The following is a 22,018-nucleotide window of genomic DNA, read 5'->3' as shown; positions in this document are numbered from 1 at the left end:
GCCCGCTCAGTCACTGAAATTCTTAAGCGTGAGCCAACTCCGCATGCTCATCCGCATCCAGCAAATCTTTATCGGTCTGCTGCATGATCTGGCTGGTAATCGCCCCGGCCGTGATCGAACCACTCACGTTCAACGCCGTACGCCCCATATCAATCAGCGGCTCAACCGAAATCAGCAACGCCACCAGTGACACCGGCAAACCCATCGCCGGCAGCACGATCAGCGCCGCGAACGTCGCACCACCGCCCACGCCGGCCACACCGGCCGAACTCAAGGTCACAATCGCCACCAGCGTCGCGATCCACAACGGGTCGAGCGGGTTGATGCCCACGGTCGGCGCAACCATCACTGCCAACATCGCCGGATACAAACCCGCGCAGCCGTTCTGCCCAATGGTCGCGCCGAACGAAGCGGCGAAACTGGCGATGGATTGCGGAATGCCCAGACGGCTGGTCTGCGCTTCGATGCTCAGCGGAATCGTCGCCGCGCTGGAGCGGCTGGTGAACGCAAACGTCAGCACCGGCCAGATCTTGCGGAAGAACCGCAGCGGGTTGATCCCGGCCACTGACACCAGCACGCCGTGGACCACAAACATCAGGCCCAGGCCGATGTAGGACACCACGACAAAACTGCCGAGCTTGATGATGTCTTGCAGGTTGGAACCGGCGACCACTTTGGTCATCAGCGCCAGCACGCCGTACGGAGTCAACTTCATCACCAGGCGCACCAGACGCATCACCCAGGCTTGCAGGGTGTCGATGGCGTTGATCACTTTCTGACCTTTTTCGACGTCATCCTTCAGCAGTTGCAGCGCGGCGACCCCGAGGAACGCGGCGAATATCACCACGCTGATGATCGATGTCGGCTTGGCGCGCGCCAGATCAGCGAACGGGTTTTGCGGGATGAACGACAGCAGCAGCTGCGGCACATTCAGGTCCGCGACCTTGCCTGCGTAGTCGGTCTGAATGGTTTGCAGGCGGGCCATTTCCTGTGTGCCGGCGACCAGGCCTTCAGCGGTCAGGCCGAACAGGTTGGTCAAACCGATACCGATCAGCGCCGCGATAGCGGTGGTGAACAGCAGCGTGCCGATGGTCAGGAAACTGATTTTGCCCAGCGACGAAGCGTTGTGCAGACGGGCCACGGCGCTGAGGATCGAGGCGAACACCAGCGGGATCACGATCATTTGCAGCAACTGCACGTAACCGTTGCCCACCAGATCGAACCAGCCGATCGAGGCTTTCAGCACCGGGTTTCCGGCACCATAAATAGTGTGCAACGCGACACCGAACACCACGCCCAGCACCAGGGCGAGCAGGACTTTTTTCGCCAGACTAAATGTGGTGTGGCGGGTTTGCGCCAGTGCGACGAGCAGGGCGAGGAACACCAGCAGATTGAGAATCAGCGGCAGATTCATTGGAACTCCCATTAGACATGTGCCAACTGCCTTCCGGGGCAGCTGCGAACCGGCAAGCCTAACAGCTTGATTTTCAATGAATTAATATCAAAAAAGTCTGATGACTGTCGTTTTTGGAATAAGCCGGTGTCGCTTACAGGAATGCAGCTGGCGCGATAGGTGCGTTGGCCGTCGCTGACAGACGGGGACTGTCACACTTATTTGTTAGCGTCGATGTCTTTAAATCAGGGAGATCTATCGATGAAGTTCGCACCGAAATTTCTGCTCGCTGCACTGTGCATTGGCCTCGCCGGCCAGGCTTTCGCTACGGATTTGAAGCACTGGCCAGCCGATCAGGCCAAGGCACTGGATGCGATGATCGCGGCCAACGCCAACAAAGGTAACTACGCGGTGTTCGACATGGACAACACCAGTTACCGCTATGACCTCGAAGAATCGCTGCTGCCGTTCATGGAAAACAAGGGCCTGATCACCCGCGAGAAACTCGATCCCTCCCTGAAACTGATTCCGTTCAAGGACACCGCCGACCATAAGGAAAGCCTGTTCAGCTACTACTACCGCCTCTGCGAACTCGACGACATGGTTTGCTACCCATGGGTCGCCCAGGTGTTCTCCGGTTTCACCCTGCAAGAGCTCAAAGGTTATGTCGACGAGTTGATGGCGTCCGGCAAACCGGTGCCGGCCACCTATTACGAAGGCGACGTGGTCAAGAAGCTCGACGTCAACCCGCCGAAAGTCTTCACCGGTCAAACCGAGCTGTACAACAAGCTGATGGAGAACGGCATCGAGGTCTACGTGATGACCGCCGCTTCTGAAGAGCTGGTGCGCATGGTCGCCTCCGATCCGAAGTACGGCTACAACGTCAAACCGCAAAACGTGATCGGTGTGAGCCTGCTGCTCAAGGATCAAAAGTCCGGTGAGTTGACCACGGCCCGCAAGCAGATCACCGCTGGCAAGTATGACGAGAAGGCCAACCTCGGCCTGGAACTGACCCCGTACCTGTGGACCCCGGCAACCTGGATGGCCGGTAAACACGCGGCGATCCTGACCTACATCGATGAATGGAAAAAACCGGTACTGGTCGGCGGCGACACCCCGAGCAGCGACGGTTACATGCTGTTCCACGATGTTGACGTGGCCAAGGGCGGCATCCACTTGTGGGTCAACCGCAAGGACAAATACATGACCCAGATTAACGGCATGATGGCCAAGCACGCTGCGGCCCAGGCCAAGGAAGGGTTGCCGGTGACGGCGGACAAGAACTGGGTGATCGTCACACCAGCAGAAATCCAGTAAGGCGACACAGAACTAATGTGGGAGCGGGCTTGCTCGCGAAAGCGGTGAGTCAGTCGATTCAAATTTTGAATGAAAAGCCGCATTCGCGAGCAAGCCCGCTCCCACATTTAACCGAGTTGGCCAAAAAAATGCCCCGCACTTGGCGGGGCATTTTTATTTCTGCGACTGACGCTTACAACCCGTCAAGCATCGCCTTGTTACGCACAGCACCCTTGTCGGCGCTGGTCGCCAGCAGGGCGTAGGCTTTCAGTGCGGTGGTCACTTTACGTGGACGTTTCTCCACCGGCTTCCAGCCTTTCTGATCCTGCTCGGCACGGCGGCCGGCCAGTTCTTCATCACTGACCAACAGGTTGATCGAGCGGTTCGGAATGTCGATCAGCACTTTGTCGCCGTCCTGCACCAGACCAATCGCGCCACCGGCAGCGGCTTCCGGCGAAGCGTGGCCGATGGACAGGCCCGAAGTGCCGCCGGAGAAACGGCCGTCGGTGAGCAGGGCGCAGGCTTTGCCCAGGCCTTTGGATTTCAGGTACGACGTCGGGTACAGCATTTCCTGCATGCCCGGGCCGCCTTTCGGGCCTTCGTAACGGATGATCACGATGTCGCCGGCCTTCACTTCGTCCGCGAGGATGCCGCGTACGGCGCTGTCCTGGCTTTCGAAGATTTTTGCGTTGCCTTCGAACACGTGGATCGACTCGTCGACGCCCGCGGTTTTCACCACGCAGCCGTCCAGCGCGATGTTGCCGTAGAGAACGGCCAGGCCGCCTTCTTTCGAGTAGGCGTGTTCGACACTGCGGATGCAGCCGTTTTCACGGTCGTCGTCCAGGGTTTCCCAACGGGTCGACTGGCTGAATGCAGTTTGCGTCGGGATGCCCGCCGGGCCGGCCTTGAAGAAGTGATGCACCGCTTCGTCGTCGGTCTGGGTGATGTCCCACTTGGCGATGCCTTCGGCCAGGGTCTTGCTGTGCACGGTCGGCAGGTCGGTGTGCAGCAGGCCGCCACGGGCCAGCGAACCGAGGATGCTGAAGATCCCGCCGGCGCGGTGCACGTCTTCCATGTGGTACTTCTGGATGTTCGGCGCGACTTTGCACAGTTGCGGCACGTGACGGGAAAGACGGTCGATGTCGCGCAGGTCGAAATCGATCTCGGCTTCCTGGGCGGCGGCCAGCAAGTGCAGGATGGTGTTGGTGGAACCGCCCATGGCGATGTCCAGGGTCATGGCGTTTTCGAACGCCTTGAAGTTGGCGATGTTGCGCGGCAATACCGACTCGTCGTTCTCGCCGTAGTAACGCTTGCACAGCTCGACGATGGTGCGGCCGGCCTGCAGGAACAGTTGCTCGCGGTCGCTGTGGGTGGCGAGGGTCGAACCGTTGCCCGGCAAGGCCAGGCCCAACGCTTCAACCAGGCAGTTCATCGAGTTGGCGGTGAACATGCCGGAGCACGAACCGCAAGTCGGGCAGGCACTGCGCTCGTACTCGGCAACCTTCTCGTCAGAAGCGCTGGAGTCGGCGGCGATCACCATGGCGTCGACGAGGTCGAGACCGTGGCTGGCCAGTTTGGTCTTGCCGGCTTCCATCGGGCCGCCGGACACGAAGATCACCGGGATGTTCAGGCGCAGGGCGGCCATCAACATGCCTGGGGTGATCTTGTCGCAGTTGGAGATGCAGACGATGGCGTCGGCGCAGTGGGCGTTGACCATGTACTCGACGGAGTCGGCGATGATCTCGCGGCTCGGCAGCGAATACAGCATGCCGTCGTGGCCCATGGCGATGCCGTCATCCACGGCGATGGTGTTGAATTCTTTCGCTACACCGCCGGCGCGTTCGATTTCGCGGGCGACCAGTTGGCCCAGGTCCTTGAGGTGGACGTGGCCCGGTACGAACTGGGTGAACGAGTTGGCAATGGCGATGATCGGCTTTTTGAAGTCGTCATCTTTCATCCCCGTGGCGCGCCACAATGCGCGGGCACCGGCCATGTTGCGGCCGTGGGTGGATGTTTTCGAGCGGTAATCAGGCATGAAGCACTCCGGGCGGCTAATCAGGTATCAAAAGGGAAGTGAGCTTCTATTGACGTCTGGAACACTCAGAAATGGCCGTGTGTCCGGAAGTTGCCGATAACTTTGCGGGATCGCCGCGCGCTTCAGCTTGAGCTCATAAACCCGCCGGGGGATGACTGGCGATGAATGTCGCGATTCTACACGGCTGGCGGCTGGAGGGAATGCCGGGAAGCGCTGATCCGGCGCCGGTGGCGTGCGCCGGATGACGACCGGCGTAAATCAACTCGCGTTCAGTGCCAGATTGCGCTGCATGATCAGCGCGTTCAAACCCAGGCCCGCAGCGCTAAGGATCAGGAAACACAAGGCGAGCGCCGTGGTGAGGTCTTCGGACGCGAGATTGATCATCGCGCTGATAACGCCGCCGCACATGAAGATCATCACGCCGCCGACCGAGGAGGACGTACCGGCATCCTGTGGATAGAGGGTCATGGCTTTGGAATTGGCGATAGGCCGGGCAATGGTGGTGCCAGCCGTGCAGATGAGCATGGGGATCAGCACCGCAGCCGCCGTCAGCCCGAACTGATTTGCCAGCCACAACATGACCAACCCCGACAGTGCGATCAGGCCGAGGCCGATCACTATCTGTGAATTGGCCGGCAGACGCCGATGCAAGGCGCTGGCGACTATCCCGCCGAACACATACGCCACGCCATACAGCAACAATGTCCAGGCGAATTCGTAGGGCGTGAGTGCCAGGCGCTCCATGAAAATGATCGGCGACATGACGATGAATGAAAAATGGCAGGCGAAGGCCAAGGCCGAAATCAACCAGTAACCCATGAAGCGAAAATCCGCGCATAGCCGCCAATAGGCACTGAAAAAGCGAGCGGGCGCCGCATTGCGACTGCGCGGAGATTCCTTGAGGAGCACGCCAGCCCTTATCCAGACGAAGACTGCCAGCGCAATAAAGACATAGAAGCTGCCCTGCCAGTCCAGATGCATCTGCAACCAGGTTCCAAGCAGCGGCGATATGGAAATGAACACGCCGGCGGCGGTGGTCATCCAGATCCTCATTCGTTCCTGTTCCTTGCCGACGAACAAATCCTGAATCAGCGCTTGCGACAGCACAAAGGACCCGCAACCCACGGCCTGAATGACGCGAAATACCAGAAACCAGCTGTATTCGCTGGAAAGCAGACAACCCGTTGCACCGACGATCGAGATGGCGATGCCAGTCAGCAAAAGGGTTTTGCGCCCCCACAAGTCCGACAGCGGTCCGACCAGCACCACGGATAGCCCAAGACCAATGGCGAACAGGCTGACGGATAACGCTATGTCGGAGGCTGAGGTCAGGAAGTAATCAGAGAGCGCGGGAAAGGACGGGAGTACCACGTCCAGCGGGAAAACACCCAGTAGCGTCATCGTCATCAATAGCAGGATGAGCGACGATTTTTTCGCGGTATGCGGGGAAGGGTTCATCAACAACGCTCTCGATCCGTGAGGGGTAGCCGAGAGTCGACTTGATGAATAGGGAAGTCAATGCAGGAGGTGTGGGACTGTTCTCAGACCGTTGTAGGAGCGAGCCTGCTCGCGAAAAACGAACAGGCTACGCGGGGTGTCAGGCAGCCAGCGTTATCGTTGACGACCATCGCGAGCAGGGCTCGCTCCTACAGTCGTTCCGAGTGGTTAGCTGTTTGGCAGCAACCGGCAGGTGATGCTCTTGATGTAGCGGGTTTCAGCAATCGCCGGGTGTACCGGATGATCCGGACCCTGACCGCCACGTTCCAGCATCTGGATGTTGCGATCCAGGTGGCGGGCGCTGGTCAGCAGGATGTTCTGCAGGTCATCTTCCGGCAGGTGCATCGAGCACGAAGCGCTGACCAGGATGCCGTCCTTGCTGAGCAGGCGCATGGCTTGCTCGTTCAGGCGACGGTAAGCGCCTTCACCGTTTTTCATGTCTTTCTTGCGTTTGATGAACGCCGGCGGGTCGGCCACGATCACGTCGAAGCGTTCTTCGCTGGCTTTCAGTTCTTTCAGTGCTTCGAAGACGTCACCTTCGAGGCAGGTTATTTTTTCAGCGAAACCGTTCAGCGCGGCGTTGCGCTCGACGCCGTCGAGGGCGAAGGCCGAGGCATCGACGCAGAACACTTCACTGGCGCCGAATGCTGCGGCTTGCACGCCCCAGCCGCCGATGTAGCTGTACAGGTCGAGGACGCGTTTGCCTTTGGCGTACGGGGCCAGGCGTGCGCGGTTCATGCGGTGGTCGTAGAACCAGCCGGTTTTCTGGCCTTGAATGACCGGGGCTTCGAATTTCACGCCGTTTTCTTCCAGCGCGACCCACTCCGGCACCAGGCCGAATACGGTTTCGACGTAGCGGTTGAGGCCTTCGGCGTCGCGGGCGGCGGAGTCGTTCTTGAACAGAATGCCGCTTGGCTTGAGCACTTGGGTCAGCGCCGCGATCACGTCGTCTTTATGCGCTTCCATGGTCGCCGAAGCGATCTGCACCACCAGGATGTCGCCGAAACGGTCGACCACCAGGCCTGGCAGCAGGTCGGAATCGCCGTAGACCAGGCGATAGAACGGCTTGTCGAACAGGCGATCACGCAGGGACAGAGCGACGTTCAGGCGGTGCACCAGCAGCGATTTGTCCAGCGGCAACTTGACGTCGCGCGACAGCAGGCGGGCGCAGATCAGGTTGTTCGGGCTCATGGCAACGATGCCCAGCAGCTTGCCGCCGGCAGCTTCGAGAATCGCCTGATCGCCGGCCTTGAAGCCGTGCAACGGGGTGGCGGCCACGTCGATTTCGTTGCTGTAGACCCACAGGTGGCCGTTTCGCAGGCGACGGTCGGCGTTGGCTTTGAGGCGCAGGCTAGGCAGGGACATGACGTCGCTCCGGAAAAAAGAGCGGGAGTATAGCGTGTTGAGGGTGGTGGCGGGCCGGGTGGGCGATGAAACGCTGACGGCCCCTTCGCGGGCAAGCCTCGCTCCTACAGGGGGACGCATTCCAAATGTAGGAGCGAGGCTTGCCCGCGAAGGCGATCTCAAATGCTCCACGGAAATGAAACTTTGGCCGATGTTGCCCGCCGGTGTGTCGGATCCAACTTTATAAAGGTTAGAATCGGCGCCTGTCCCAGAGTGTGTACTTATGTCCCAAGAGCTGACCACCGAACAGATCCAACAGTCCCTGCAAGGCATCAGCGTGCCGGCCCAGCCGCAGATCATGGTGGATCTGCAGATGGAGCAGTACATGCCCGACCCGGATCTGGAAGTGATCGCCAAGCTGATCTCCCAGGACCCGGGCCTCTCTGGTGCCCTGCTGAAAATCGTCAACTCGCCGTATTACGGCTTGAGCAACAAGATCGCCTCGATCCAGCGTGCAGTGAATCTGCTGGGCAGCCGTTCGATCATCAACCTGATCAACGCGCAGTCGATCAAGGGTGAAATGAACGATGACACCATCGTTACCCTGAACCGTTTCTGGGACACCGCTCAAGACGTGGCGATGACCTGCCTGACCCTGGCCAAGCGCATCGGCGTCCAGGCCGGCGATGAAGCGTACGCCTTGGGCCTGTTCCACGACTGCGGCGTGCCGCTGATGCTGCAGCGCTTCCCCGACTACATGACCACGCTGGAAGAAGCCTACGCCAGCGCCAGTGCCGAATGCCGCGTGGTGGACACAGAAAATCGGGTGTTCAATACCAACCATGCGGTGGTCGGTTATTACACGGCCAAATCCTGGCGCCTGCCGGAGCATGTGAGCACGGCGATCGCCAATCACCACAATGCGCTGGCGATTTTCAGCGATGAGTCTTCGCGCAACAGCCAGCTGAAAAACCTGTTGGCGATCCTGAAAATGGCCGAGCACATTTGTGCGTCTTACCGGGTACTGGGCAACCAGAACGAGGACCATGAATGGAACACCATCGCGCCGCTGGTACTCGATTACGTGGGCCTCTCGGACTACGACTTCGAAACCCTCAAACAAACGATTCGCGACCTCGGCACTCACCGCTGAGTGCCGTCAGCGCCTGATTCGAGAGCACCATGCCTGAACTACCGGAAGTCGAAACCACCCGCCGCGGTATTGCGCCGTACCTGGAAGGCCAACGCGTCAGCCGGGTGATCGTGCGTGACCGTCGCCTGCGCTGGCCGATCCCTGAAGACCTGGATGTGCGGCTCTCCGGCCAGCGTATCGTGCTGGTTGAGCGGCGCGCCAAGTACCTGCTGATCAACGCCGAAGTCGGCACGCTGATCAGCCACTTGGGCATGTCGGGCAATCTGCGCCTGGTGGAAGTCGGCCTGCCGGCCGCCAAGCATGAGCATGTAGATATCGAGCTGGAATCGGGCCTGGCCCTGCGTTACACGGACCCGCGACGGTTCGGCGCGATGCTCTGGAGCCTCGATCCGCTCAACCATGAATTGCTGATTCGCCTGGGACCGGAACCGTTGACCGACCTGTTCGACGGCGAGCGCTTGTTCCAGCAGTCTCGCGGGCGTTCGATGGCGGTCAAACCGTTCATCATGGACAACGCCGTGGTGGTCGGCGTGGGCAATATCTATGCGACCGAAGCGCTGTTTGCGGCCGGTATCGATCCGCGCCGTGAGGCCAAGAGCATTTCCCGGGCGCGCTATTTGAAATTGGCGATCGAGATCAAACGCATCCTGGCCGCCGCCATCGAGCGCGGCGGTACGACGTTGCGCGACTTTATCGGCGGCGACGGTCAGCCCGGTTATTTCCAGCAGGAATTGTTCGTGTACGGCCGTGGCAGTCAGCCGTGCAAGGTCTGCGGAACAGAGCTGCGGGAAGTCAAACTCGGGCAGCGCGCCAGCGTCTTTTGCCCGCGCTGCCAGAGCTGATATTCCTGCGGTCTATAGTCAGTGTTCTCACTGCCTAGTCGAAGGACCGTGCCATGAACCTGTTCCGAACCCTTGCCGTGGTTTTGCTGCTGAGTGCCGGAGCACCAGCGCTGGCAGCCAATACCGGCAGCGGTGACCCGCGCTACACCATCCAGAATCCCCCGGCGTACGCCATGCTCGGCGACTTGCTGATTGCCCGACCCTTGCTGGTCGTGGCAACGGTGATTGGCGCGGGGGCGTTTGTGGTGTCGTTGCCGTTTACCGCGCTGGGCGGCAATGTCGGCGACGCGGGACAGGCGTTGGTGGTCGACCCGGCGAAAGCGGCGTTCGTGAGGTGTCTGGGATGTATCGGGGAGGGGTTTGAGCAGCGGGAGTGAAGCCTAAAAGCTTCGCGGGCAAGCCTCGCTCCTACAGGATCTACACGACCCTTGTAGGAGCGAGGCTTGCCCGCGAAGGCGCCCTCACAGACGCCTCATGGCTCACGCCTTACCGGTAATCTTCCGGTACTTCTCCATCAACTGCTCTTCAGTCTCCGGATGCGCTTCGTCCAGTGGAATGCAATCCACCGGGCACACCTGCTGGCACTGAGGTTCGTCGTAGTGGCCGACACACTGGGTGCACAGGTTCGGGTCGATCACGTAGATCTCTTCGCCTTGGGAAATGGCGGCGTTCGGGCACTCGGGTTCGCAGACGTCGCAGTTGATGCAATCGTCGGTGATGATCAGGGACATGCTAACTCCAGCCGGGGCGGCAGGCCCGGGCGCTAAAAACCAATGCGCAATTGTGCCGCATTGGAGAGCGCAGTGCACGCGGGCGCGACGTTCTGTAGGAGCCGGCTTGCTGGCGATAGCAACACCGCGGTCAGTCTGAGACATCGCAGCGGTCCTATCGCCAGCAAGCCGGCTCCTACAGTCGGCGTTATTTTTTAAATCGAAGTGTCAGGGCATCCGCCACCGCAGGGTGGACGAACTTGGTGATATCGCCGCCCAACGCCGCGATTTCACGGACCAGCGTCGAGGAAATGAACGAATAGCGCTCGGACGGTGTAAGAAACAGGCTTTCCACATCCGGCGCCAACTGACGGTTCATGTTGGCCAGCTGAAATTCGTATTCGAAGTCCGAGACCGCGCGCAAACCACGCAGGAACACGTTGGCATTCTTCTCTTTGGCGAAGTGCGCCAACAGCGTCGAAAAGCCGACGACTTCTACGTTCGGCAGATGTTTAGTGACCTCGCGGGCCAGCTCCACACGCTGTTCCAGGGGAAACAACGGGTTTTTCTTCGGGCTGGCGGCGACGGCGATGATCACATGATCGAACAGGCGCGCGGCGCGTTCGACCAGATCGCCATGGCCCTTGGTAATAGGGTCGAAGGTACCTGGGTACAACACTCGGTTCATCGCGTCGTCCTGGCGGGAGTCCGTTGGGGAGTCGGATGGTATCGCAGCCTTCCCGGTCGGCCAAGTCGCCTGTTGGGTAAGAAAGCACTATAGACGATAGGAATATTCGCTCTTTTCATGGGTTTTTCAAACGTTCGGCCAACGAAGTCGCCAGTTGCGCCGTCAGCCCGTAGACCGACAATTGCGGGTTTGCGCCAATGCTGGTGGGGAACAGCGAGCCGTCGTGGATCGACAGGTTGCTGAGCTGATGATGCCGGCCGAGGCTGTCGGTCACGGCGTTTTTCGGGTCTTCGCCCATGGCGCAACCGCCCATCACATGGGCACTGCCTAAGCGCGTGCGATACAACTCAAGGCTCAGGCCGTCGATCAGCGTGCGCGCCTCGGCCAGGGTTTTCACATAGCGCGCATCGGCGTGCATCGGCATCACGGCGTTGGCGCCGCCGGCGAACTGGATCTCGGCCATGCTGTGGAAGGCGCGGCGCAAACCGTCCCAAGCGTAGGGTGAAACCTGATAATCGAGCACGGGCGTGTTGTCGCCGCGCAATTCGACGCTGCCACCGGGGCTGTCCGGGTGAAAGCCATCGCGCAGTAACGCCAGCATGGCGTGGGTATGCGGCAGGTTTTCCATGTGTCGGGCGCTTTCCTGGCCAAAACCGCCGAGCAATGTGGCCGCCAGCGCCGGGTGCAGGGGAGGGACTTCGAGTTTGTAGGCCATCGGGCCGGTGGTGCCGTTCTGCCATTGAAAATGGTCGGAATAGATCGACTGCGGCGCGCCGTAGAACGGGTTGATCACCTCGTCGAACAGCCCGGCGGACATGTTCACTAAATGCAGGAAGGTGCGCTTACCCAGACGTTTGTGCGGATCGGGTGCGTCGGAACGCAATAGCAACGCGGGGCTGTTGATGCCGCCGCCGGCCAGCACGTAATGCCGCGCCTTGACCGTGATTGTCTTGCCCGTGGGGGCGACGCAGCGGTCATCCATCGCCACGCATTGCAGGCCGGCGACCTTGCCGTCCTTGATCATCAGTTTCTCGGCGCGGGCCAGGTAAAGCAGCTCGCCACCCTTTTCCAGGGTCGCCGGAATCGTTGTGACCATCATCGATTGCTTGGCGTTGGTCGGGCAGCCCATGCCGCAGTAGCCAAGGTTCCAGCAGCCGCGCACGTTGCGCGGGATCACGTGCCAGCTGTAGCCGAGCTGCTCGCAGCCTTTGCGAATCACGTCGTTGTTGGCGTTCGGCGGGACCATCCAGGGTGCGACGCCCAGACGTTGCTCCATTTTCTCGAACCATGGCGCCATCTCGGCCGGGCTGTGGCCTTTGACGTTGTGCTCCCTGGCCCAGTGTTCGAGCGTCGGCTCCGGCGTGCGGAAACTCGAGGTCCAGTTGATCAGCGTGGTGCCGCCCACCGCACGGCCTTGAAGGATGGTGATTGCGCCGTCCTTGCTCATGCGGCCGATGCCTTCTTGATAGAGGCTGGTGTAGGCCTGGTCTTCAAGCATCTTGAAGTCGCTGCTGGTCTTGAGCGGACCTTCTTCGATCAACAGCACCTTGTAGCCGGCGGCGCTGAGGATTTCAGCGGTGGTGCCGCCGCCCGCGCCGCTGCCGATGATCGCCACGTCCGCTTCGAGGGCCAGGTCCTGGGTCAGTTGCGAGCCGTTGTGGGTTTTCCAGCCACGGGCCATGCCTTCGCGGAACGGATCGGGTACGGGCATATTCGGGTTCTCTTGTTTTTATATTGAGAAATGTGTCGTTCATCAGGCCGCCTTCGCGGGCAAGCCTCGCTCCTACAGGGGGCGCGCGATCCCTGTAGGAGCGAGGCTTGCCCGCGAAGGGGCCAACTCAGTCTTAAACGGTTGGCGGCCCGGGATACCCACAATGCGCCCACGACTCAGCCCGGCTGTACCACGCCATCATCACCAGTTGCAGCAACGAGCTATGCCCCATGCGCAACAGACTCAACGAGCTGTTTTCCCAGCGATCAAGAAAGTGCCGGATCTCATCGGCGCTGGCGTTTTCCCAACTGCCCCAGATCCCGGTCAACGGCCCGCGAGTCACGGCCATCCCCAGCACATCGAACAATTGCTGAGTGAGCTTGAGCATTTCCGGCGACAGGTGATTCAGGCCGTTATCCAGGCAGTGCAAGGTCTGGTCGAGTGCCATCGGCATTTTCCCGGCGACCACGGCGCCATCGAGCATCACCGGAATCAGCGCCCGTAAAAACAATAGATCGCCGCTGCGCAGGATCGCGAAACCGCTGGCCGGGATGCTCGACGAGCACCCGCTGAGGCTCGCGCCGAGTCCGGCCGTGGCCAGAAACGCGCTTGCGCCAAGGCTGAATTTAAGCAGGCCACGCCGTGACAGCGCGGGTGTATCGGACAGGCTTGGGCTCATTATTGTATTACCCGGCGGTGAAGGTCGTTAGCGGATAAACAGCTTCTGGATCAGTTTCTGAATGGTTTTTCCGTACGGCGGGTAGATCAGTTTCGCCGCGTTGAAACGCTGTTTGATCAGCACACCTTTGGCCTTGCTGAACGTCAGGAAGCCTTCGTGGCCGTGGTAATGGCCCATGCCCGAGGGGCCGATGCCGCCGAAGGGCATGTCGTCCTGCGCGACGTGCAGCAACGTGTCGTTCAGGCACACGCCTCCTGAGTGGGTTTCGTGCAGGACGCGGTTTTGTTCGCGCTTGTCGTAGCCGAAGTAATACAGCGCCAACGGACGAGGTCGCTGGTTGATGTAGGCAAACGCTTCATCCAGATCCTTGTACGGAACGATCGGCAGCAGCGGACCGAAGATTTCGTCCTGCATCACCATCATCTCGTCGGTGACGTTCAGCAGCAGGCTGTGGCTCATGCGCCGGCCTTGGCCCTGGTCGAACAGCGGAATCAGCAGCGCGCCCTTGCTGGTGGCGTCGCTGATGTAGCCGTTGAGCCGGGCCAGTTGTCGGTCATTGATGATCGCGGTGTAGTCCGGGTTGTCAGCCAGTGTCGGATAAAACCCGCGAACCGCCTGACGGTAGGCTTCGACGAAAGAACCCACGCGGTCTTCCGGGACCATTACGTAGTCCGGGGCGACGCAGGTTTGCCCGGCGTTGAGCGTCTTGCCGAACGCAATACGTTCGGCGGCGTCCTTCAACGGCACATCACGAGAGACGATGGCCGGGGACTTGCCGCCCAGTTCCAGCGTTACCGGCGTCAGGTTCTCGGCCGCCGCGCGCATCACGTGTTTGCCGATGCTGGTGGCGCCGGTGAACAGCAAGTGATCGAAACGCAGGCGGGAGAACGCCACGCCGATATCGGCCTCGCCGAGCACCACGCAAACCAGGTCTTCGGGGAAGATCCGGCCCAGCAATTCCTTGAGCAACAGACCGGTGGCGGGGGTCGATTCGCTGAGTTTGAGCATCACCCGATTGCCCGCCGACAACGCGCCAACCAAAGGGCCGATGGCCAGAAACAGCGGGTAATTCCACGGCACGATCACCCCGACCACGCCTAGCGGCTGGTAAACGACTTTCGCCGAGGCCGGCTGAAAGGCCACGCCGACCTTGCGTCGCGAGGGTTTCATCCAGCCTTTGAGGTGCTGGCTGGCATAGTGGATGCCGTGCAGGCTGGGCATCAGTTCGGCGAGCAGGGTTTCATCGGCGCTGCGGTGGCTGAAGTCCTGGCTGATCGCATCGATCAGGGCCTGACGTTCATTGCTCAACAAATCGCGCAGGGCTTTGAGCCATTGAAGTCGCTGGGCGGCGGGCGGCATCGGGTTGGCGGCATAGGCTGCGCGCTGGTCGTCGAAGCGGTTTTGAAGTTCCTCCAGGGGCTGCTGCAGCTTCTGCAGGTAGGCGATGTCAGCAGTCATGGTCGGCTCCGGATTTATTGTAGTTAAGAACTTTTTAGAGTCTATGCTCTATAAAGTCAAATGAGATCCTGACATCGCGTTGTTTTATCCGCTCGCGGTTAGGTCGTAAGATGCCCCTCAACGCACTCTGAATTAAAGCTCAAGCCATGGCCCCTCGGATCAAAACCAGCGAGCGCATCGTGCAGAACAGCCTGGAGCTGTTCAACCAGCAGGGTGAGCGCAGCATCAGCACCAACCACATTGCTGCCCACATGGACATTTCTCCGGGCAACCTCTACTACCACTTCCCCAACAAGCAGGCGATCATCGCCGTGCTGTTCAGTGAGTACGAAAGCCTGGTGGACAGCTTCCTGCGCCCGCCCCAAGGGCGCGCCGCGACAGTTGAAGACAAGCGTTTCTACCTTCAGGAGTTGCTGGCGGCGATGTGGCGCTACCGGTTTCTGCATCGTGATCTCGAGCACTTGCTCGACAGCGATCCGGAACTGGCTGCCCGTTATCGGCGCTTTTCCCAGCGTTGCCTGATCTATGGCACGCACATCTACGCGGGATTCGTCGAGGCCGGCATCCTGTCCATGGATAAGGTGCAGATTGAATCCCTGACGCTCAATGCGTGGATCATCCTCACGTCCTGGGTGCGTTTCCTGTGCACCACGCGGGAAAATTCCAATCACCTGAGCGAACAGGCGATCAAACGCGGCGTGTATCAGGTGCTGGTGCTGGAGGCCGGTTTTGTCACCGATCAGTCTCGCGATGCGGTGAACGCGCTGTACGAGGAGTTTTACGTGCCGCTGGCCCAGGCGCTGGAAGAAGTGCAGTAGGATTCAAAATCGACCATCTCACAGGAGCCCGTTATGCCCATTGCGCAACTGATCAGCCCGCAAGCACTGGACCTGAAAAAGGACCAGCCGGGGTTGGTGATTCTTGATTGTCGTTTTGCCCTCGAAGACCCGGACTACGGCCAGCGCAGCTATGCCGAAGGGCACATCGCCGGGTCGAGCTTCGCCGATCTTGAGCGTGATTTGAGCGGAGCGGTGGTCAAGGGCGTGACCGGGCGTCATCCGTTACCGCAACCTGCGGACTTGATCGAACGCCTGCAAGCCTGGGGCATCAATGCCGACAGCGATGTGGTTTTGTATGACGACGGCCCCGGTGCCTACGCGGCGCGGGCGTGGTGGTTGCTGGCCTGGCTGGGCAAGCGTGACGGCGTGTTTATCCTCGATGGCGGGCTCAAGGCCTGGCACGCGGCGGGTTTGCCCTTGAGCCTTGATGCGCCCGGTATTGAACGTGGCACCTTCGCGGGAACGCCGGACAATACGCTGCTGTTGAACGCCGAACAGCTTCAGCACCGTCTCGGCCAGCCCGATTTGACCTTGCTCGATGCCCGCGCCTTGCCGCGTTTCAAGGGTGAAGTGGAGCCGATCGACCCGATTGCCGGGCACATTCCCGGCGCGCAATGTGCGGCATTCACCGACAACCTGGGCAGCGACGGGCGTTTTCTGCCGGCCGATCAGCTCAAGCAGCGCTTTGCCGCGAAACTCGGTCAACGTTCGCCGACCGATCTGGTGGCGTATTGCGGTTCCGGCGTGACGGCGTGCCATAACCTGTTCGCCTTGTGCCTCGCGGGATATCCCTTGGGTTCGTTGTATGCCGGCTCGTGGAGCGAATGGATCAACGACCCCGCGCGTGGAATCGCCACCGGCGAATAAACACAAATCCCCTGTAGGAGCCGGCTTGCCGGCGATGAACGATGACGCGGTCTGCCTGAAATACCGCGGCGCTTCTATCGCCAGCAAGCTGGCTCCTACAGGAGTGCTCTGCGATACGCCCCCGGCCCCACCCCGTAAACCTGCTTGAACTGTCGACTCAGATGACTCTGGTCGGCAAACCCCAGTTGCGTCGCCACTTCCAACGGCAAACAGCCGCCCTGCAACAACGCCCGCGCCCGAGCGATGCGCTGCTGCATCAGCCAGGTGTGCGGTGGCATGCCGGTGGCGCTGCGGAATACCCGGGCGAAATGAAAGGGCGACAGATTGACCGTTGCCGCGAGTTCTTCCAGCGACGGCGGCGCCGCCAATTGCGCTTGCAGCAGTTCCTTGGCCTGCGTCACCGCCCGGTGTTCCTTGCCGGGTTTGCCGGCGTCCGGAACGGCGGCGTGACGTTGCAGCAGCGACAACATCAACTCTCGCCAGGCGGTCTGCTGTTGCAGGGCGGTGGAGGGCGTTTCGAGCAGGCGATGCAGTTGGCAGAAGCCCTTCACCAGGTCCGGATCGCGATACAGCGTGGCGCCAAATGTCGGCAAGTTGTGGGTCGGCAGTTCCAGCTCATCGAGCAGTGACAGAATCTGCCCGCTGTCGGGATAAAACGCCCGGTACAACCAACCGTCTTCCGTGCCTTTGTGGCCGGTGTGCAACTCGTCGGGGTTGATCAAAACGAGCGTGCCGCTGCCCGCCAGGTGTTCGGCGCCGCGATAGCGGTAACGCTGGGCGCCGGCCATGATCATGCCGATCACGTAACCGTCATGCACGTGCGGGGCAAAACGGTGTTCGATGTAGCGTGCGGACAACAACTCGACCCCGGCCAAAGGCGCCGTTTGCCAGAAACGGATCGACTCGCCCTGATCGATGTCCATCGGTTTACCCGCGACCTGCAGCGGCCAGCCACTGCGGGATGCGCCGTTCCAGGTAGTAACCCGGCTGCCGGAACGAGCCATCGACGAAGCCGACATGCCCACCCTTGGCTTGCAGTTCGAATTGAGTGCTGGCGGACAGTTCCTCGGCCTGCGGCAGGCTGTGAGGAAATACGAACGGGTCGTCGGCGGCCTGAATGATCAGCGTCGGCGTGCGGATTTCGCCCAGAAAGTAGCGGCTAGAGGCGCGGCGATAGTAATCCTGCGCATCGGTGAAGCCGTGCAGCGGCGCGGTCACCCGGCCATCGAAATCCCAGAACGTGCGCATGTTTTCCAGCGAACCCAGCGCGGCCAATTCCGCCAGGCCATCCTCGCGCCCGTCATGCTGGAACTGCCGCTGCTTGTTCTTGATGTAGGCGACCATCTCGCGCATGAAGTGCGCCTGATACACCTTCGAAAAACCCTGGCCGATACGATCTGCGCACTGATCGAGCCGAAACGGCACCGACACCGCCACGGCACCGAGCACGCCGCTGTCGCTGCCGGTCTCGCCCAAGTGTTTGAGCAAAACGTTGCCGCCGAGGGAATAACCGACTGCATACAGCGGCGCGAGTGGCCGCTTGGCCCGCAGGTGCTTGATGGTTTCGGCCAAATCTTCGCTGGCGCCGGAATGGTAGCTGCGCGGCAACAGATTCGGTTCGCCGGAGCAGCCGCGCCAGTTCAGCGCGACGCTGGCCCAGCCTTGGTCGCCCAAGGCTTTTTGCACGCCGGCCACGTAAGGCGAATTGGAAGACCCGGTCAGGCCATGCAACACCAGCACCAGCGGTGCATCGGCGCTGTGTGGGCCGTGCCAGTCCAGGTCAAGAAAGTCGCCATCTTCGAGCCACAAGCGTTCGCGTTCGCGCTCGATGTGCGTGGTTTTGCGCCAAAGCGGTCCCCACAAGGTCTGCAAGTGCGGGTTGCCCAGGCCGAAGGCAGGGGTGAAGCGTTCTGACGGAAAAGACACGATTGCTCTCGATGCAGCGGTGCGCAACCTGTGCGCACCTTTTCAGGCCGGTCGGTTAACCGGCGATCTCTGCCATACGTTGCCACAACGAGTAGTAGACGCGCCCGGATTTCTGCTCACGGTGCAGACGCCAGTTGGCCGGCAGGCCGAGCGTCGAGGGGGCGGTTTCGCTTTCGGTGTACACCCACGCGTCGTCCGCCAGCCATTGGCGCTCTTCGAGCAGGGTGCATACGGTCGGCAACAGGTTCTGGTTGAACGGCGGGTCGAGGAACACCAGGTCGTAAGCCACTGCTGGCTGTGTTTCCAGATAGCGCAAGGCGTCGGCAGTCTGAACCTGGCCGGTGGTGCAACGCAGCGTGCCCAGATGTTCCTTCAGGCTGGACACCGCGATATTGCTCGCGTCCAGCGCCTGGCCCATGGCCGCGCCACGGGACAAGGCTTCGAGAAACAGCGCGCCGCTGCCGGCGAACGGGTCGAGCACCTTGGCCCCGGCCACGTAAGGCGCGAGCCAGTTGAACAGGGTTTCACGCACCCGGTCCGGGGTCGGGCGCAGGCCCGGCGCGTCAGGGAAGCTCAGCTTTCGGCTGCGCCATTCACCGCCGATGATGCGCAGTTGGTTCACGCCGTTGTGCACGTTATGAACAGGTTTTTTTGGACGGGAAGTGGCCATTAATGCTCCGGAACCCCGAGCGGCTGCTCGGCAGGTTTATCAGTAGGGGCCGGTAACGGCTTTTGCGGCACGGTCGGGCCAGCGCTGACGATGACCATTTTGTCCGTGCTCAAGTGTTTGTTCAGTGCGGTTTTGACTTGTTCCACAGTCAGGCTCTGGGACTGCTGCATGAAGTCCTCCAGATAGCTCAACGGCAGATTGTAGAAACCCATCGCGCCGAGTTGGCCGACGATGTCGGCGTTGCTGGCGGTGGACAGCGGGAAGCTGCCGGCCAGTTCACGCTTGGCGTCGTCGAGTTCTTTTTCGGTCGGGCCGGTCTTAAGGTAGTCGGCGAGCACGTCCTGCACCAGTTTCAGCGTGCCTTCGCTCATCTCTGCGCGGGTTTGCAGGTTGATCATGAACGGGCCGCGCGCCTGCATCGGGGTGAAGCCCGAATACACGCCGTACGTCAGGCCACGCTTCTCGCGCACTTCACTCATCAAACGGGTGCCGAAGCCACCGCCGCCGAGGATCTGGTTGCCCATGGACAGCGCGGCGTAATCCGGATCGTCACGGTCGATGCCCAGTTGCGCGAGCATCAGGTTGGTCTGCTTGGACGGGAACTCGATGTGGCCGATGCTGGCTTTCGGTTCTTCAGGTTGCGGCAGTTTCGCCAGCGCCGGGCCTTTTGGCAGCGCACTGGAGACTTGCGCAGCAATCGCCTCGGCTTCGGCGCGGGACAGATCGCCCACCAGCGCTATCACCACGTTGCCGGCGGCGTAGGCTTTTTCATGGAACGCCTTCAACTGAGCCAGGGTGATGGCTGGTACGGTTTTCGCCGTGCCATCGCTGGAATGCGCGTACGGGTGATCGCCGTACAAGCGGTTCATCAGCTCGATACTGGCCAGTTTGCCGGGGTTCTGTTTCTGGTATTCGAAGCCGGCGAGCATCTGGTTCTTGATGCGCGCAAATGAATCGGCGGGGAAGGTCGGTTTGCCGACAACTTCGGAGAACAGCTTCAACGCAGGCTCGCGTTTGTCGGCGGCACTGAGGCTGCGCAGCGACGCCAGGGCCATGTCCTTGAACGCACCGTTGCCAAAGTCGGCGCCCAGGCCTTCGAAGCCCTGGGCGATAGCGCCGACATCTTTGCCGGCCACACCTTCGTTGAGCATCGCATTGGTCAGTACCGCCAGGCCCGGCGCATCGCCGTCCTGGCTGCTGCCGGCGGCGAAGATCAGGCGCATGTCGAACATCGGCAACTCGCGGGCTTCAACGAACAGCACCTTGGCGCCTTCGGCGGTGTTCCAGGTTTGCACGTTGAGCGAGCGGCGGCTCGGTGCCTTGCCGTCGAGTTCGGCCAGCGATTGCAGTTTCTGGCTGGACTTGGCCTTGTCGAGGGCTTCGCTGGCGTTGGAGTGGTCGGTCTTCAGGAAATAGAAGGCAGCGGAGCCAATCAATGCGACAGCGACCAGGCCGATCAGGGCCAGACGTGGTTTTTTACGCTCACTCATGAGTCGTCTCCAGTGGCAGGACATGGGCGACGCTGAGACGTTCGCGGGTGAAATACAGCTTGGCGGCTTTCTGGATGTCTTCTGGCGTGACGCTTTCCAGTTCGGCCAGTTCGGTGTCCATCAGCTTCCAGGACAGGCCGACGGTTTCCAGTTGGCCGATAGCGGTGGCCTGGCTGGTGATCGAATCGCGCTCGTAAACCAGGCCGGCGATCACTTGAGCCCGCACGCGCTCCAGCTCTTCGGCGGACGGCGCGGTGGTTTTCAGCTGTTCGAGCAGCTTCCACAAACCGGCTTCGGCCTGGGCCATGGTTTTGTTTTTCTGGGTGTTCGGCGATGCCGACAGGGTGAACAGGCTGTCGCCGCGAGTGTAGGCGTCGTAGCTCGACGAACCACCGGACACCAGCTCTTCGCCGCGCTCCAGTTGCGTCGGGATGCGTCCGCTGTAGCCGCCGTCGAGCAGGGCCGAGATCAGGCGCAAGGCGTTGACCGAACGCTTGTCTTCGGCAGTGGCGATGCTTGGCACGTTGAAGCCCAGCATCAGGCTCGGCAGTTGGGTCTGCACGTGCAGCGTAATCTGCCGCTCGCCGGGCTCGGCCAGTTCGACCGGTTTTTTCGCCGGTGGCACGTCGCGTTTGGCGATCGGGCCGAAGTAGCGCTGGGCCAGGGTTTTCACTTCGTCCGGGGTTACGTCGCCGACCACCACCAGCGTGGCGTTGTTCGGCACGTACCAGGATTGGTACCAGTGGCGCAGCTCTTCGACTTTCATGCGGTCCAGGTCAGCCATCCAGCCGATGGTCGGCGTGTGGTAACCGCTGGCCGGGTAGGCCATGGCCTTGAAGCGTTCGTAGGCCTTGGACATCGGCTTGTCGTCGGTGCGCAGGCGACGTTCTTCTTTAATGACTTCGATCTCGCGGGCGAACTCGTCGGCCGGCAGGCGCAAGCTGGCCATGCGGTCGGCTTCGAGTTCGAAGGCCACGCCCAGGCGGTCGCGGGCCAGCACCTGGTAATAAGCGGTGAAGTCGTCGCTGGTGAACGCATTCTCTTCGGCGCCGAGGTCGCGCAGGATCAGCGAGGCTTCGCCGGGACCGACTTTTTCGCTGCCCTTGAACATCATGTGTTCCAGGGCGTGGGACAAACCGGTCTGCCCCGGCGTCTCGTAGCTGGAGCCGACCTTATACCAGACCTGGGAAACCACCACCGGCGCGCGATGGTCTTCGCGCACGATGACCTTCAGGCCATTGTCGAGGGTGAATTCGTGGGTGGGTTGCGGATCGGCAGCAAAGACTGAAAGTGGCAGACAAACTGTGCTGAGCAGCAGGCCTGCAGCGCGGCGGGCTAGAGCATTCATTCGTTTTTAAACCTGTTGAGCTGCCCGCTTGGTCTTAGCGTCGGCGGGCGAGAGGGTGCTAGGATACTGATC

At 60.9% G+C, this 22,018-nt stretch carries 20 protein-coding genes; 6 read left to right on the top strand and 14 right to left on the bottom strand.

The window, feature by feature from the left end:
• Positions 1-22: 22 nt before the first annotated feature.
• Positions 23-1,414 (bottom strand): L-cystine transporter, encoded by a 1,392-nt coding sequence (locus ACM6IO_RS20740; protein ID WP_223434040.1) that lies wholly within the window; start codon positions 1,412-1,414, stop codon positions 23-25.
• Between the two features lie 240 nt (positions 1,415-1,654).
• Between ACM6IO_RS20740 and ACM6IO_RS20735 the strand changes: the two genes are divergently transcribed.
• Positions 1,655-2,710: a hypothetical protein gene (locus ACM6IO_RS20735; RefSeq protein ID WP_008026105.1), complete on the top strand. Its 1,056-nt coding sequence runs from the start codon at positions 1,655-1,657 to the stop codon at positions 2,708-2,710.
• 172 nt (positions 2,711-2,882) lie between these two features.
• Here ACM6IO_RS20735 and ilvD read toward each other — a convergent pair whose 3' ends face one another.
• The 3 genes from ilvD to ACM6IO_RS20720 all read right to left on the bottom strand — a co-directional run bounded on the left by ilvD (position 2,883) and on the right by ACM6IO_RS20720 (position 7,586).
• Entirely contained in the window at positions 2,883-4,724 is a 1,842-nt protein-coding gene (gene ilvD, locus ACM6IO_RS20730) for a dihydroxy-acid dehydratase (protein WP_008040782.1), read from the bottom strand.
• Positions 4,725-4,982: 258 nt separating this feature from the next.
• Positions 4,983-6,182: an MFS transporter gene (locus ACM6IO_RS20725; RefSeq protein ID WP_414912131.1), complete on the bottom strand. Its 1,200-nt coding sequence runs from the start codon at positions 6,180-6,182 to the stop codon at positions 4,983-4,985.
• A gap of 207 nt (positions 6,183-6,389) precedes the next feature.
• Entirely contained in the window at positions 6,390-7,586 is a 1,197-nt protein-coding gene (locus tag ACM6IO_RS20720; RefSeq protein WP_008026111.1) for a class I SAM-dependent rRNA methyltransferase, read from the bottom strand.
• 316 nt (positions 7,587-7,902) lie between these two features.
• On the opposite strand from ACM6IO_RS20720, the gene ACM6IO_RS20715 reads away from it, so the two are divergent.
• From ACM6IO_RS20715 to ACM6IO_RS20705, 3 genes are read left to right on the top strand one after another with little or no spacing between them, the layout of a single operon-like run.
• The gene (locus ACM6IO_RS20715) at positions 7,903-8,718 is read left to right on the top strand and encodes an HDOD domain-containing protein (protein ID WP_192227639.1); all 816 of its coding nucleotides are present in this window, start codon (positions 7,903-7,905) and stop codon (positions 8,716-8,718) included.
• A 29-nt stretch (positions 8,719-8,747) separates the two neighbouring features.
• Positions 8,748-9,560, top strand: coding sequence for a bifunctional DNA-formamidopyrimidine glycosylase/DNA-(apurinic or apyrimidinic site) lyase (mutM, locus tag ACM6IO_RS20710; protein ID WP_008026119.1), 813 nt, complete (start codon positions 8,748-8,750; stop codon positions 9,558-9,560).
• A gap of 53 nt (positions 9,561-9,613) precedes the next feature.
• Positions 9,614-9,937 (top strand): multidrug transporter, encoded by a 324-nt coding sequence (locus ACM6IO_RS20705; RefSeq protein WP_223434042.1) that lies wholly within the window; start codon positions 9,614-9,616, stop codon positions 9,935-9,937.
• Positions 9,938-10,039: 102 nt separating this feature from the next.
• Here ACM6IO_RS20705 and ACM6IO_RS20700 read toward each other — a convergent pair whose 3' ends face one another.
• The 5 genes from ACM6IO_RS20700 to ACM6IO_RS20680 all read right to left on the bottom strand — a co-directional run bounded on the left by ACM6IO_RS20700 (position 10,040) and on the right by ACM6IO_RS20680 (position 14,806).
• Positions 10,040-10,291, bottom strand: coding sequence for a YfhL family 4Fe-4S dicluster ferredoxin (locus ACM6IO_RS20700; RefSeq protein ID WP_003195146.1), 252 nt, complete (start codon positions 10,289-10,291; stop codon positions 10,040-10,042).
• 187 nt (positions 10,292-10,478) lie between these two features.
• On the bottom strand, positions 10,479-10,958 hold the full coding sequence (gene coaD, locus ACM6IO_RS20695; protein WP_003177462.1) for a pantetheine-phosphate adenylyltransferase: 480 nt from the start codon (positions 10,956-10,958) through the stop codon (positions 10,479-10,481).
• Between the two features lie 115 nt (positions 10,959-11,073).
• Positions 11,074-12,669 carry a GMC family oxidoreductase N-terminal domain-containing protein gene (locus tag ACM6IO_RS20690; protein ID WP_414912130.1) on the bottom strand — a complete coding sequence of 532 codons (1,596 nt, stop codon included), beginning with the start codon at positions 12,667-12,669 and terminating at the stop codon, positions 11,074-11,076.
• Positions 12,670-12,802: 133 nt separating this feature from the next.
• Positions 12,803-13,348, bottom strand: a complete 546-nt coding sequence (locus ACM6IO_RS20685) for a twin-arginine translocation pathway signal protein (protein WP_192227538.1) — start codon at positions 13,346-13,348, stop codon at positions 12,803-12,805.
• Between the two features lie 27 nt (positions 13,349-13,375).
• Positions 13,376-14,806 (bottom strand): coniferyl aldehyde dehydrogenase, encoded by a 1,431-nt coding sequence (locus ACM6IO_RS20680; RefSeq protein ID WP_008040788.1) that lies wholly within the window; start codon positions 14,804-14,806, stop codon positions 13,376-13,378.
• 146 nt (positions 14,807-14,952) lie between these two features.
• Here ACM6IO_RS20680 and ACM6IO_RS20675 point away from each other — a divergent pair, with 146 nt between their 5' ends.
• Positions 14,953-15,624 (top strand): TetR/AcrR family transcriptional regulator, encoded by a 672-nt coding sequence (locus ACM6IO_RS20675; RefSeq protein WP_008026133.1) that lies wholly within the window; start codon positions 14,953-14,955, stop codon positions 15,622-15,624.
• A 33-nt stretch (positions 15,625-15,657) separates the two neighbouring features.
• Positions 15,658-16,512, top strand: a complete 855-nt coding sequence (locus tag ACM6IO_RS20670) for a sulfurtransferase (protein ID WP_008026135.1) — start codon at positions 15,658-15,660, stop codon at positions 16,510-16,512.
• 95 nt (positions 16,513-16,607) lie between these two features.
• Here ACM6IO_RS20670 and ACM6IO_RS20665 read toward each other — a convergent pair whose 3' ends face one another.
• The 5 genes from ACM6IO_RS20665 to ACM6IO_RS20645 are packed head-to-tail and all read right to left on the bottom strand — an operon-like array spanning position 16,608 to position 21,946.
• The gene (locus ACM6IO_RS20665) at positions 16,608-17,435 is read right to left on the bottom strand and encodes an AraC family transcriptional regulator (RefSeq protein WP_192227540.1); all 828 of its coding nucleotides are present in this window, start codon (positions 17,433-17,435) and stop codon (positions 16,608-16,610) included.
• 4 nt (positions 17,436-17,439) lie between these two features.
• Positions 17,440-18,438: a hydrolase gene (locus ACM6IO_RS20660; RefSeq protein WP_008026140.1), complete on the bottom strand. Its 999-nt coding sequence runs from the start codon at positions 18,436-18,438 to the stop codon at positions 17,440-17,442.
• Positions 18,439-18,493: 55 nt separating this feature from the next.
• Positions 18,494-19,108, bottom strand: a complete 615-nt coding sequence (gene rsmD, locus ACM6IO_RS20655; protein WP_008026142.1) for a 16S rRNA (guanine(966)-N(2))-methyltransferase RsmD — start codon at positions 19,106-19,108, stop codon at positions 18,494-18,496.
• Positions 19,108-20,598: a M16 family metallopeptidase gene (locus tag ACM6IO_RS20650; protein WP_414912129.1), complete on the bottom strand. Its 1,491-nt coding sequence runs from the start codon at positions 20,596-20,598 to the stop codon at positions 19,108-19,110. The genes rsmD and ACM6IO_RS20650 overlap by 1 nt, the downstream gene beginning before the upstream one ends.
• On the bottom strand, positions 20,591-21,946 hold the full coding sequence (locus ACM6IO_RS20645; RefSeq protein WP_008040793.1) for a M16 family metallopeptidase: 1,356 nt from the start codon (positions 21,944-21,946) through the stop codon (positions 20,591-20,593). Before ACM6IO_RS20645 ends, ACM6IO_RS20650 begins: the two co-directional genes overlap by 8 nt.
• Between the last annotated feature and the right edge of the window lie 72 nt (positions 21,947-22,018).

Origin of the sequence: Pseudomonas sp. IT-P44 (assembly GCF_949768225.1) — a bacterium.
GTDB lineage: Bacteria > Pseudomonadota > Gammaproteobacteria > Pseudomonadales > Pseudomonadaceae > Aquipseudomonas > Aquipseudomonas migulae.
The sequence above is the reverse complement of the archived record's forward strand: the minus strand, read 5'-3'. Positions and strand labels throughout refer to the sequence as shown.